Here is a 13,797-nt window from a genome sequence, read left to right as displayed (position 1 = left end):
GGAGAGGGAATGTTAGGTATTGTCATCACCGGTCATGGATATTTCGCCAGTGGATTGTTGCAGGCAGTGGAACAAATCGTCGGACGACAACCCCAGTGCTGCGCGGTTGATTTTTCTGAAGGGATCAGCACGCAACAATTATTGGTGTGGTTAGAGGCAGCCTGCACCGCCTGTGATAGTGGTAAGGGGGTGGTTATTCTCAGTGACTTACTGGGGGGATCACCGTTCCGGCAGGCGGCACAACTGGCAATAGCGAAGCCGTGTTATGAAGTGATTGCCGGTACGAATATGCAATTGGCGGTAGAGATGATACTGGATCGTGAAGATAGAACCTTGGAAACATTTCGTGATAGGGCGCTGGAATGTGGACGGCGGGGATTAACCAGCCTGTGGCATGAACAGCAGAAAAAAAGGTATGACAGCCCGAATCTGGATGGCATTTAAGTATCTTGTATATCTATGATTTATAGTCATAAAGTGTTTAAAAAGCCCTGCGTGAAGGCCATGCGGTTCCTGCTTTTAACGTTCATAATCTGGAAACGGTTCAGGTGGTCGCGCTTGGTTCTACGCATGGTGTGTATCATGGTGAACCGCATCTGGATTTTGAGAGGCTAACATATCGTGCCGGGGAAACAGGCTATGTAGGCCGTAGTCGAAGAGAAGATCCTGAATTTGAGGTAGTGCAGGCAAGCTGTATGCGTGAAGGTTTTGTTTTTTCATTTTGACTATGAGGAAACTGCGATGAAAATAAAAACGTTAAAGAAAATCACGTTGAGTTTATTAGCGAGTTCCGTGCTGTACCATGCTCCGGTCTGGGCTGATAGCTGGCGGTTGGAGGGGAACCATTATCGTGTAACAGTGAGCGACGAACACGGTAAGGTGACGCAATTAAAGTTTGAAAATACTAAAAACCACGATCAAATCATCACTGACAATCTGTTTGAAATTACCCTGAAATCAGGAGAAAAGCTCGCGGCTCAAGATTTTCAGGTGACTGATATCAGCAAAAAGCACAATCGGATAGTTGTCTCCCTGAAATATGACGACATTCAGGTAAAAAATATAATAACTGTGGGGGATAAAGCTAAGTACGGTTCGTTTGAAATCACCATTACACCACAGGAAAAGGCGTTGGCACTCAGCTCCGTTTCGTTGATGCCATTTCGCACTAAAAACCCTTTTGTTGACGGGACTATCGTCAGTTCACCGATTATCAGCGATAGTTTTTTTATTGTTCCCGGTAATCCATTGATTAACACTGAGGTTAACAAAGGGAGCACTTCGCAAAAAATGGCACTCTCTATCCCGTTAGAACCGGGGAAGACGTTAAATTATAAGACGTATGTTGGCGTTTATCAGGAAAGGCAATTGCGGCGCAACGTCAATGAGTTTTTGAACAATGCACGTCCGCGTAAGTATAGTCCTTATCTACATTACAATTCTTGGTTCGATATTGGTTTCCTCAATCTTTATACCGAACAAGAGGCGTTGACCCGTATCAAACAGTTCGGGCAGGAGCTGGTGACTAAGCGCGGTGTGACGTTGAGTGGTTATCTGTTTGATGATGGTTGGGATAACCTCAAAGGAGACTGGGGTTTTAGTCAGGAGTTTCCTTATGAGTTCAAAAATCTTAAACAGGCCGCCGATCAATATCACGTTGGTTTAGGTATTTGGCTTTCGCCTTGGGGGGGATACAGTGAACCTGCTGAGCAACGTGTTTCTCATGCGGCGGAATTTGGTTATGAAGTGATAAATGGCCGATTTGCGCTGTCAGGCCCTAATTACTACGCCAATTTCCATAACCGGGTACTCAACCTGATTCAACAACAGAACGTCTCCATGTTTAAGCTGGATGGAATCGATAACACTGAACGCGTGATTAAAGGGAGTTCATTCAGCCGTGATTCTGATGCCGTTATTCATCTTATGGAAGATATGCGCAGTACCGGAAAGGATCTGTTTATCAACTTGACGATAGGCCCGCAAGCCACGCCTTCCTGGCTATTTTTCGCCGATTCTATTTGGCGTGATGGTCATGATGTGGGATTTTACGGTGCGGGTTCCAAAGTGCAGCAGTGGCTGACCTATCGTGATGCGGAAACTTATCATAATGTCGTAAGAAAGGGGCCGCTGTTCCCACTGAATTCGTTGACGCTGCATGGTATTGTTTACGCTAAGCAGGCTGAACATCTGGACAAACAGTTACTCAAAGATTTTGCCGATCAGGTTTGGAGCTATTTTGGTAGCGGGACTCAGTTACAGGAAATGTATATTACGCCTGAACTGTTGACTATAGCGGATTGGGATACGCTGGCAAACGCGGCGAAATGGTCGGAGAAAAATAAAGATGTGCTGTTTGATACGCATTGGATTGGTAAAGATCCCAAAGAGTCAGAGGTGTATGGCTGGGCAGCCTGGAGTCCGAAAAAGTCGATTATTACGTTGCGCAACCCGGCTGATGAAGTCACACACTATTATCTGGATCTGCAAACCGATCTTGAATTGCCGGATAATCAGCCTTTGGTATATGACGTTAAGATAGACTATGGCGAAAACTCCTCGGTACCGAAAGTTATCAATAAAGCAGCGCTGATTATCCTCCAGCCATTGGAGACGTTAACCTTTTCCCTGACCCCAGTAAAATAATCACTGACTGCCCGAATGAAATTGTTTATTCGGGCAGTGATTTTTTTAGGAGGCTATTTTTTTAAAAACTATTGCTTTTTAGAAATTATTGCTTTTTAAAAACGATTGCCTTTTAAAAACTATTGCCATGGTGTTTTATTGAATATTTCCCCCGGTGATATAACGGGCAATGATATCACCCATTTCATCCGTCGTGATGGTTTTGCCATGACCGGCTAAGTCTGCGGTACGATAGCCCTGTTCCAAAACGTGGTTGATAGCTTGTTCAATCGTCTCTGCGGCATCGCTGCGTTTAAGGCTATAACGCAATAACAGCGCCGTGGATAATATTTGGGCAATCGGATTGGCGATGTTTTTGCCGGCAATGTCGGGCGCTGAACCGCCTGCGGGTTCATATAAACCAAAACCTTGCTCATTCAGGCTGGCAGAAGGCAACATGCCCATTGAACCTGTGATCATGGCACATTCATCGGATAAAATATCGCCGAAAATATTGGAACACAACAGGACATCAAACTGTGCCGGATCTTTGATCAACTGCATGGTGGCATTATCAATATACATGTGGTTGATTTCAACATCAGGATAATCTTTGGCGATTTCACTGACGACCTCACGCCATAATACGGAGCTTTGCAAAACATTGGCTTTATCAATCGAGGTGACTTTATGGCGGCGCTCGCGGGCTGATTCAAATGCAATGCGGGCGATCCGTTCTATTTCGAAGCGGTGATAAACCTCAGTATCAAAAGCACGTTCATATTTTCCTTTGCCTTCACGTCCTTTTGGCTGTCCAAAATAGATGCCGCCCGTCAATTCACGGATACACAATATATCAAAGCCTTTTGCGGCAATATCATGGCGCAGCGGGCAAAATGACGTTAAAGCCGGGTATAAACGCGCGGGTCTTAAATTGCTGAATAATTTGAAATGTTTGCGCAATGGCAATAATGCCCCCCGCTCTGGCTGTTCGTCGGGAGGTAAATGCTCCCATTCAGGGCCACCGACGGAACCAAATAGGATCGCGTCAGCTTTTTCACAACCGGAAATGGTTTCTTTAGGCAGGGGGCAACCATGCCGATCAATGGCTATCCCACCTATATCATATTCACTGGTCGTGATACGAATATTGAAACGACGACGGATCGCATCCAACACCTTATAGGCTTGCTGCATCACTTCGGGACCGATGCCATCACCGGGCAAGACAGCAATATGGTGGTGGATTGCCTCCTGCTTGCTGGAAATCGCCTGGTTTGAAACAGGTTGGTTTGAAATAGATTGATTTGAAATAGATCGAGTTGCAGACATGATTATGCTGTCTCCTTTGTGTTGTTGTCCAAAGGATTCGCCTGGGAGATACGTTGCTTCTCTTTTTCTACTTGTTCAGCCTGCCAAATGCTATTCAGCACGTGGATCATGGCTCTGGCGGAGGATTCAATGATGTCGGTTGTCAATCCCATTCCGTGGAAACGACGGCCAAAACATTCCACAATAATATCAACCTGACCGAGGGCATCTTTCCCATGTCCTTTACCGGATAATTGATAGGAGATTAATTCAAGCGGATAACCTGTAATTCGGTTGATGGCCTGATAGATGGCATCGACTGTACCGTTGCCGGTAGAGGCTTCAGATTTGATCTCATCCCCGCAGGCCAGACGCACGGTTGCTGTGGGAACGACATTGGTGCCGGATTGGATGCTGAAATAATCCAGCCGGAAATGTTCATGTTCTTGCTGTTGCTGATTGATGAACACCAGTGCTTCCAAATCGTAATCAAACACTTGTCCTTTTTTGTCTGCCAATTTCAAGAATGCCTGATATAACGCATCCAAATTGTAGTCGTGTTCCTGATAACCCATTTCCGTCATGCGATGTTTTACGGCGGCACGGCCGGAGCGTGAAGTCAGGTTCAACTGGGTATCTTTCAGGCCAATGGATTCTGGCGTCATGATTTCGTAAGTTTCGCGGTTTTTCAGGACACCATCTTGGTGAATACCGGATGAATGAGCGAATGCGTTACTGCCAACAACGGCCTTATGAGCGGGGATTGGCGTATTGCAGATTTGGCTAACTAATTGGCTGGTACGGTAAATTTCCTGATGGTTGATATTGGTGTGAACCCCCAACATTTTCTGGCGTGTCTTGATAGTCATGATCACTTCTTCCAGTGAACAATTACCCGCGCGTTCCCCCAATCCGTTGATGGTGCCTTCTATCTGCCGTGCACCGGCTTGAACAGCGGTGATGGAGTTAGCGACAGACATGCCCAAATCGTCATGGCAATGGACAGAAATAATTGCTTTATCAATATTGGGGACGCGATCAAATAATGTGCTGATAATCCCGCCAAATTGGTAAGGAGTGGTGTAACCCACGGTGTCGGGAATGTTGACGGTGGTTGCGCCGGCTTTGATTGCTTGCTCAACAATCCTGCACAGGTTGTCGATATCGGTGCGGCCTGCATCTTCACAGGAAAACTCAATGTCATCGGTATATTTACGTGCCCGTTTGATAGAGCGAACTGCCATTTCGACAACATCATCGAACGTTCTTTTCAATTTTTGTTCGACATGCAGATTGGAAGTCGCCAGAACCATGTGCAGACGGAAGGCTTCCGCCACTTTCAGGGCTTCGGCAGCAACATCAATATCATTATCAACACAACGGGATAAAGCACAGATACGGCTATTTTTGATTTCACGGGCAATAGTTTGGACGGATTCAAAATCGCCCGGGGAAGAAACGGGAAAACCAGCCTCAATGATATCTACCCCCAGCCTTTCCAGGGCATAAGCGATTTGCAGTTTCTCTTTTACACTCAGACTGGCTTGCAATGCCTGCTCCCCATCACGCAGTGTGGTATCGAAGATAATAACTTGCTGGCTCATGTTGTGCTCCTGTCAAATAGGCGATGGTATTTTATTTTTGGATGTCGTACAGATAAAAAAAACCCGCGCTATGCGCGGGTTTTTTTTATCTGGTGGAGATGAAGTCAGCTCAACTTTTTCTTCTTTCACCTACCAGCGTACCGCGCACATTAAAGGCGATTAGGAGTAGGCTTAGTAGGCGAATAGCGTGGATCATGTGAGCTAACCTTTATAAATTTGTTAATCGAGTTTTAACTGTCGGTGTATTTATAGATACGTTATCTGAAAAATAATGTCAAGCAGGATAAAAATAAATTCAACGTTAATTCTGTCCGCTGTTGATTGTTTGTTGAGCACCATTTGGGCTTAGTGACTATTTTTTACATTTTTAGCGATGTTTTTATCTATTTTTCATATCTATATATGGAGTAAAATCCGGCACTGATGGATGATAAATGTGTAACCTGTTATTTTATACAGTCACTTTCATGTGATTTTTTCATACAATCGTTTAAATGTGACGGTGTGAATGCGAGTATGCACTGATGGATTTGAAGGAACAAAGATAAGATGGATTTTGAGCATGGTATTTATAGGTAATGGTACTTATAGGTATGGTATTTCTAGGTTAATAAATCATAACCATATAGAATATTAATAAATTGTGTCTCGATATATTAGAGGAACTAATTTTTGATTAATGCTTCGGGTTATTTCCCTGATAGAAGATCTTAATAGAAAGTTCTGATAACTCGTTGGAATACAGTCATTTTATTATGAATTATCTCTACTCTTCATTCTGTCATTATTGGCTGGTCGTTTCGAGCGTAAGTCGTTAGTGTAAGTTGAGTTATTTCTATTCATATATAACGCATTAATATTCATGATTATAAAAACATTACGGCTACGTAGATAAGAATGTATTGGTTATGCTTATTTGTTTTTTGTACAAGGACGGATCTCAATTTACTTTTCAACAAATTGGGAGAGTAGATCTTATTAAATGGAAGGTGGTTTACGATGTCGAAATGTTGCATTGAAAATGCCGCCAGTATTCCATTATTTAGTGAGATCACTGCCATAAGTTTAGTGGAGTGAAATAATGACTGAATACAACTCAGTAACTACAGAAAAAAAAGAATCATGCGATGTTCAATTGCGCAGCGTAGATCTCAATTTGCTTACTGTTTTTGATGCTGTAATGCAAATGCAGAATATTACACGTGCAGCCCAGATATTGGGAATGTCACAACCGGCTGTCAGTAATGCGGTAGCACGTTTGAAGACCATGTTTGATGATGAATTATTTGTCCGTTATGGACGAGGTATTCAGCCGACGGCCAGGGCAAAACAGCTCTTCGGACCACTCAGGCAAGCACTGCAAATAGTGCATAATGAACTGCCCGGCGTGGGGTTTGATCCCGATAATAGTACCAGGGTATTTAACCTCTCTATTTGTAGCCCGCTTGATATTCGTCTGGCTGCCCAAATTGTCGGGCAAATAAAAAAACACTCGTCGAATATTGAAGTTGTCATTAAAACACAAATTAGTGATGATATCGAGAAGCAGTTAAAATATCAGGAAATAGAATTTGTCATCAGTTATACCAAATTAGATACCGCTGATTTTCATAATTCCCCTTTGTTTAATGACGAATTGGTTCTGGCCGTTTCCAAAAATCATCCTAGAATTGGCAAACGAATTACCCAGCAGCAATTGCAGGATGAAAGACATGCTATTGTTGCACTGGATAATGCAGATTCATTTAGTAAGCCTTACTATGAAAGTAATGAATTATTGCGGTCTGTTTCTTATCAGGGAACGGATTTAAATAGTGTTCTTAATATCGTATCCCAGACTTATTTAGTTGCCATCGTGCCAAAATGGATGGTTGAGCATTATTCCGAACAGTTAAATATTTGTTCAGTACCTTTGCCCAATGGTCGAATTTCTCGCCCTTGCTATTTGATATGGCATGGTGCAACAGATCGGGATAAAGGCCACCAGTGGATGAAATCATTGCTGAGTCATCTTGGCGAACAGGAATAAAATAACATACCCGAAGCGCCTTATTCTGGTAAATGATGACTGGCATAAGGCTCTTGCTTAGGATTTTTGACTCTTTTCACCGGATGGGTCCCTCACAACATTTATCTCTGTTTATCCATCGTTATTCGATAAATCCTGCAAACATTTCGTCCTTCAAAGGGAGAAGATATTAAAAATACCCTTTCCCCTTTTACTAGGAATAGGTAGACTGCGATAAAATAGCTAACATCTGTAAGCTGAAAAGTGGGCATTATGCTGACTGAATACGCTGAACAAAATATTTATACAGGTATATATTGTGATAACAGACTCTCTGCATTCCTATCACTTGATCAATCGATTACAGCAGCAAGCCAATCAGTTTCCGGAAAAAATTGCCTTTCGACAATGGTCACCCTCAGAACAATTCGAAATGAGTTGGCGTGAGGTTGAACGCACAACGGAATCCATGGCAAAAGCGTTGCTGTCATTGGGGGTGAAAGTGCAGGGAAAAGTCGGTATTTTTGCACAAAATAGCCTGAAATGGTCATTGGCTGATTTGGCTATTCTTAAGCTCAGGGCGGTGACCGTGCCGCTTTATGCCACCAATACCCGTGATCAGGCGGCATTTATTCTCAATGATGCCGGTGCACAAGTCTTGTTCGTTGGTGGGCAGGAGCAATATGATATTGCCATGGCATTGATTGAATCGTGCCCTGCACTGACTCATCTGATTGTCATGGATGAGTCCGTGGACTTGAATGGATGCCCGCAAGCGTTGTATTTATCCACTTTCATTGACCATGATTATGCACAATATCAAGCCGAACTTGATAGCCGCATTGCCGATCAAAATTTGAATGATCTCTTCACTCTCATTTATACCTCCGGTACAACGGGAGAGCCAAAGGGTGTGATGTTGGATTATCGCAATATTGCTGCACAGCTTTACCTGCATGACCAAAGATTGACACTGACTCAACAGGATGTTTCCCTCAGTTTTCTACCGTTATCTCATATCTTCGAGCGGGCATGGAGCTATTATGTCATGCATACTGGCGCCCTGAATGTCTATTTAACCGATACAAATCTTGTCCGGGAGGCGATGGTTGATGTGCGCCCAACGGTCATGTGTTCAGTGCCCCGTTTTTATGAAAAAGTCCATAGCGCAATTCTGGAGAAAGTCTCCAAAGCCCCGATTTGGCGCAGGATGATTTTTAATTGGGCATTAAAGCGTGGAGACAACCGCCGGATGCGCCAACAACAGAATAAAAAAGGTTGCCCATTCACACGTTGTAGCGACCAACTGGCTGACAGACTGGTGTTAAACAAACTGCGCAATCTGTTGGGGGGGCGAGTCCGTTTTCTGCCCGTAGCGGGCGCCCGCCTTGATGATGCCATCACCCGTTTCTTCCTGTCTATCGGCCTCAATATCAAATATGGTTACGGAATGACAGAAACCTGTGCAACCGTGTCTTGCTGGGAAGAAAAAAACTATCTTTTGGGTTCGATTGGTACGCCATTGCCCGGTATTGAAGTTCGTATCAGTACTGAGAGCGAGATCCAAGTGCGTGGGCCGATTGTGATGAAAGGCTATTTCAACCGGCCAGAGGAAACTGTACATGCTTTTACTGAGGATGGTTGGTTGAAAACCGGTGATGCTGGTGGGTTAGATGATCATGGTCACTTGTTTATCACTGAGCGCCTGAAAGATTTGATGAAAACATCAACAGGCAAATATATTGCGCCCCAAATGATTGAAGGCATGTTGGGTCAGGATCGCTTTATTGAGCATATTGCGGTGATTGCGGATGCCCGCCAATTTGTTTCCGCCCTGATTGTCCCCAGTTATGAAGCCATTGAGGAATATGCAAAATCGATCAATCTTCATTATCGTGATCGTCTTGAATTACTGCGACACCATCAAATTATTGCGTTATTTGAACAGCGTTTGCAAAAAATGCAGAAAAATATCGTCAAGTTTCATCAGGTCAAACGGTTCATTCTCCTGCCTGACGCATTCTCCATGGAAAAAGGAGAATTAACACCGACATTGAAATTGCGCCGTAAGATTATTTCCCAACATTATCAGCACGAAATTGAATCCATGTATCGGGATCGATAACGGGTAAAAAAACAGGCTCTCATTCAATAAATGTTTCCAAGATGTGAATTGATGTTTGATAACGTTGGTGTCTAACGTTATGTTAGTTAACTTAGCGTTACAGGATAGCGTTAAGCCGTAATTCACTTTATATCAATAAAAATGGAGTAAATAGGGCTATTTACCGTAGCCGTATGAAATTCCGATGATTAACTTATAACTTGCAAACAGAGCCTGGAGGCAAACTCGATGGAGATGTTGTCAGGAGCCGAAATGGTCGTTAAATCGTTAATTGACCAAGGCGTTGAACATGTGTTCGGTTATCCGGGCGGGGCGGTATTGGATATCTACGATGCCCTGCATACGGTGGGAGGAATTGAACATATCCTGGTTCGCCATGAACAAGGGGCTGTTCATATGGCGGATGGATATACCCGGTCTACGGGAAAAGTCGGGGTTGTTTTGGTGACATCCGGGCCGGGAGCAACGAATGCCATCACGGGAATTGCAACGGCCTATATGGATTCCATTCCCATGGTGGTTCTGTCAGGTCAGGTCGCCAGTTCCCTGATAGGTAATGATGCTTTTCAGGAGTGCGATATGGTGGGGATTTCCCGCCCCATCGTGAAACATAGTTTTCTGGTGAAAAAAGCAGAAGATATCCCAAATACAATTAAAAAAGCGTTTTATCTGGCAGCCAGTGGCCGCCCCGGGCCGGTTGTTATCGATTTCCCCAAAGATACCGTCAATCCCGCCCTGAAATTTCAGTATGTGTACCCTGAAAAAATTAAGCTGCGTTCTTACAACCCCACCATTCAGGGGCACAAAGGGCAGATCAAGCGGGTACTGAAAACCCTGCTGGGTGCGAAGAAACCGGTGATTTATGTCGGTGGCGGTGCCATCAATTCAGAATGTTCTGCGGAGTTATTGACGCTGGCGGAAAGTTTGCATGCTCCGGTCGTGAGTTCGCTGATGGGATTGGGGGCATTTCCTGCCACGCATCGGCAAAGTCTGGGCATGTTGGGAATGCATGGCACGTTCGAAGCCAACAAAGCGATCCACAATTCTGATGTGATTTTCGCTGTTGGAGTGCGCTTTGATGATCGCACCACCAATAATTTGGCAAAGTATTGTCCAGAAGCAACCATATTGCATATTGATATTGACCCGACTTCGATTTCAAAAACGGTGGCGGCAGATATCCCTATCGTTGGGGATGCCAAACAGGTACTGGGGCAGATGCTGGAACTGTTGGACTCTACGGAAGAGACTCAAGATCCTGATGCCCTGAAAGATTGGTGGCTGTCCATCGAACAGTGGCGCAGCCGCAAGTGCCTTGATTATGATCACACGACCGTGAAGATCAAACCACAGGCCGTCATTGAAACCCTGTACCGCCTAACCGAAGGGAATGCGTATCTTGCATCGGATGTGGGTCAGCACCAAATGTTTGCTGCCCTGCATTATCCATTTGATAAGCCGAGGCATTGGATCAATTCTGGTGGATTGGGCACGATGGGATTTGGCCTGCCCGCAGCGCTTGGCGTGAAGTTGGCAAAACCGGAGGCAACGGTCGTATGTGTCACGGGGGATGGCAGTATTCAGATGAATATCCAGGAATTGTCCACCGCCTTACAGTATGGTTTGCCTGTTCTGGTGCTGAATCTGAACAACCGTTTCCTGGGAATGGTCAAACAATGGCAGGACATGATATACGCTGGCCGTCATTCCCAATCCTACATGGAATCCTTGCCTGATTTCGTCAAACTGGCTGAGGCTTATGGTCATATTGGCATAGCCATCCAGACTTACGATGAGCTGGAGACGAAGCTGGCTCAGGCTCTGCATGAAGTCACTGAAAATCAGCGTCTGGTTTTCGTGGATGTTATCGTTGATGAAACAGAACATGTTTATCCAATGCAGATCCGTGGCGGGGCAATGGATGAAATGTGGTTAAGCAAAACAGAGAGGACCTGATCATGCGCCGGATTTTGTCTGTATTACTTGAAAATGAATCGGGAGCCTTATCCCGCGTGGTGGGCTTATTCTCCCAGCGGGGTTATAACATCGAAAGCCTGACCGTCGCGCCGACCGACGATCCTACATTGTCGCGCATGACCATTCAGACCAAGGGTGATGCCAAGGTGCTGGAACAAATCGAAAAGCAACTGCATAAATTGGTGGATGTGCTGCGGGTCAGTGAATTAACCGCCGGCCCTCATGTTGAGCGTGAAATTATGTTGGTGAAATTACAAGCCAGCGGATATGGTCGGGAAGAGATCAAGCGTAGCGTGGATATTTTTCGCGGGCAGATTGTTGATGTTACCTCAACGCTGTATACCGTCCAATTGGCGGGAACCAGCGAAAAGCTGGATGCTTTTATTCATGCCGTGAGAGAGGCGGCTGAAATTGTGGAGGTCGTGCGTTCAGGCATTGTTGGCATCTCTCGCGGAGATAAAATTATGCGATGAAAAATCGTAATCTGCGGGTTAAAATACAGATATTCATTCAGCCCTACTGTAAGGTAGGGTTTTTTATCATCTTACTGAGGGGTTAATGTGAAACTGGATGAGATCGCCCGCTTAGCAGGTGTTTCACGTACTACGGCCAGTTATGTCATCAATGGCAAAGCCAAGCAGTATCGGGTCAGTGATAAAACAGTTGAAAAAGTGATGGCAGTGGTCAGGGAGCATAACTACCATCCTAATGCTGTTGCCGCTGGTCTTCGGGCGGGGCGTACCCGTTCAATTGGTTTAGTCATACCCGATTTGGAAAATACGAGTTACACTCGCATTGCCAATTATCTTGAACGTCAGGCGCGGCAGCGCGGATACCAGCTATTGATCGCATGTTCTGAAGATCAGCCTGATAATGAAATGCGCTGTGTTGAGCATCTTCTGCAACGTCAGGTTGATGCCATCATTGTTTCCACGGCTTTGCCTCCTGAACATCCTTTTTACCAGCGTTGGGCCAATCGCTCATTGCCGATCATTGCACTTGACCGTGCGCTGGATAGTGAGCATTTTATCAGCGTTGTTGGGGATGATTTTGAAGACGCCAAGATGTTGGCACAGGAATTACGTCAATTCACAGCAGATTCTGTTCTTTATTTAGGGGCACTGCCTGAATTATCGGTAAGTTTTTTGCGTGAGCAGGGTTTTCGTGAAGCGTGGGAAAATGATCCACGGGAAGTCAACTACCTGTATGCCAATAGCTATGAGCGTGAAGCCGCCGCTGAAGTCTTTGCGTCGTGGCTGGAAACCAACCCCGTTCCCCAGGCACTGTATACCACTTCGTTTGCCTTGCTTCAGGGAGTCATGGACACCATTCTCAAGCGCAGTGGCCGTTTGCCGGATCAGTGGGTCATTGCCACATTTGGCGATCATGAGTTGCTTGATTTCCTTGAATGCCCTGTTTTGTCTGTGGCACAGCGCCATCGTGATGTTGCGGAATGTGCTTTGGGATTGGTATTGGCCAGTTTAGATGAGAAACAACGGCCGGTTCCCGGAATAACCCGAATGCGCCGTCATTTATGTCGTCGCGGTAAACTGAGTCGAAAAGCCTGATTGAGTGCCCTCATTGAAGATGAGGGTACTGTTTGTTCTGCCAAAATCAGCGAAATAGACTTTTTCGCGTCACTTTAGGACTATTCTGACTAAAATGCCTTTGAACCTCATTTTATGATAGGTAAAAACGATAATGGGTTATTTAAGTTGACAGAATGAATAATTCCTTCCCTTAAGCCACAATATTTATGTGGGTTATCTTTTTCTTGTGGGTATTTTTATTATTTGATTGATATATAATAAATTTTTATCTTTTGAGGAAGATTGCATTTCATTGGGTTATTATTTTTTACACTATTATAACTTAAATATACTTTTATTATTGATAGGTTTGTGTTGATTAACAATTGGGCAACAATGAGATATAAGTTACATAAATTAATTTAAGTGGTAAGTATTTGCTATAAATCCCATTCTTAAATTGGCTCTCGATATGTTTATTAATTTATTCAAAATTATCATGGTGTTATCTATTATTAATATAGCCAAATCTCAAAAATCCTGCTTTTTCTCTTCCCAATCTTTCTGTAAATCTGGCTAAAGCGCACAGGCTCTGGCTTGACAAGGTTTTCATACCAT

At 44.4% G+C, this 13,797-nt stretch carries 9 protein-coding genes; 7 read left to right on the top strand and 2 right to left on the bottom strand.

Features of this window, described 5'->3' with window-relative positions:
- Positions 1–9 precede the first annotated feature (9 nt).
- Together agaF and Xbed_RS00445 are read left to right on the top strand one after the other, a co-directional pair.
- The gene (gene agaF / locus Xbed_RS00450) at positions 10–444 is read left to right on the top strand and encodes a PTS galactosamine/N-acetylgalactosamine transporter subunit IIA (RefSeq protein ID WP_086110992.1); all 435 of its coding nucleotides are present in this window, start codon (positions 10–12) and stop codon (positions 442–444) included.
- A 297-nt stretch (positions 445–741) separates the two neighbouring features.
- Positions 742–2,646: an enterotoxin gene (locus Xbed_RS00445; RefSeq protein ID WP_086110991.1), complete on the top strand. Its 1,905-nt coding sequence runs from the start codon at positions 742–744 to the stop codon at positions 2,644–2,646.
- Between the two features lie 135 nt (positions 2,647–2,781).
- Here the strand turns inward: Xbed_RS00445 and leuB are convergent, their stop codons facing one another.
- Together leuB and leuA are read right to left on the bottom strand one after the other, a co-directional pair.
- Entirely contained in the window at positions 2,782–3,957 is a 1,176-nt protein-coding gene (leuB, locus tag Xbed_RS00440) for a 3-isopropylmalate dehydrogenase (RefSeq protein WP_086110990.1), read from the bottom strand.
- Positions 3,958–3,959: 2 nt separating this feature from the next.
- On the bottom strand, positions 3,960–5,540 hold the full coding sequence (leuA, locus tag Xbed_RS00435; RefSeq protein ID WP_086110989.1) for a 2-isopropylmalate synthase: 1,581 nt from the start codon (positions 5,538–5,540) through the stop codon (positions 3,960–3,962).
- 1,081 nt (positions 5,541–6,621) lie between these two features.
- On the opposite strand from leuA, the gene leuO reads away from it, so the two are divergent.
- The 5 genes from leuO to cra all read left to right on the top strand — a co-directional run bounded on the left by leuO (position 6,622) and on the right by cra (position 13,218).
- Positions 6,622–7,569, top strand: a complete 948-nt coding sequence (gene leuO, locus Xbed_RS00430; protein WP_086110988.1) for a transcriptional regulator LeuO — start codon at positions 6,622–6,624, stop codon at positions 7,567–7,569.
- Between the two features lie 301 nt (positions 7,570–7,870).
- Positions 7,871–9,673 carry an AMP-dependent synthetase/ligase gene (locus Xbed_RS00425; protein WP_422641346.1) on the top strand — a complete coding sequence of 601 codons (1,803 nt, stop codon included), beginning with the start codon at positions 7,871–7,873 and terminating at the stop codon, positions 9,671–9,673.
- Positions 9,674–9,901: 228 nt separating this feature from the next.
- Positions 9,902–11,629: an acetolactate synthase 3 large subunit gene (gene ilvI, locus Xbed_RS00420; protein ID WP_086110986.1), complete on the top strand. Its 1,728-nt coding sequence runs from the start codon at positions 9,902–9,904 to the stop codon at positions 11,627–11,629.
- Positions 11,630–11,631: 2 nt separating this feature from the next.
- Positions 11,632–12,123, top strand: a complete 492-nt coding sequence (gene ilvN / locus Xbed_RS00415; protein ID WP_167371840.1) for an acetolactate synthase small subunit — start codon at positions 11,632–11,634, stop codon at positions 12,121–12,123.
- 87 nt (positions 12,124–12,210) lie between these two features.
- Positions 12,211–13,218: a catabolite repressor/activator gene (cra, locus tag Xbed_RS00410; RefSeq protein WP_086110985.1), complete on the top strand. Its 1,008-nt coding sequence runs from the start codon at positions 12,211–12,213 to the stop codon at positions 13,216–13,218.
- The last annotated feature ends 579 nt before the right edge of the window (positions 13,219–13,797 follow it).

It is taken from the genome of Xenorhabdus beddingii, from assembly GCF_002127545.1.
Taxonomy (GTDB): Bacteria; Pseudomonadota; Gammaproteobacteria; order Enterobacterales; family Enterobacteriaceae; genus Xenorhabdus; species Xenorhabdus beddingii.
This window is presented reverse-complemented; position numbering and strand designations above follow the sequence as displayed.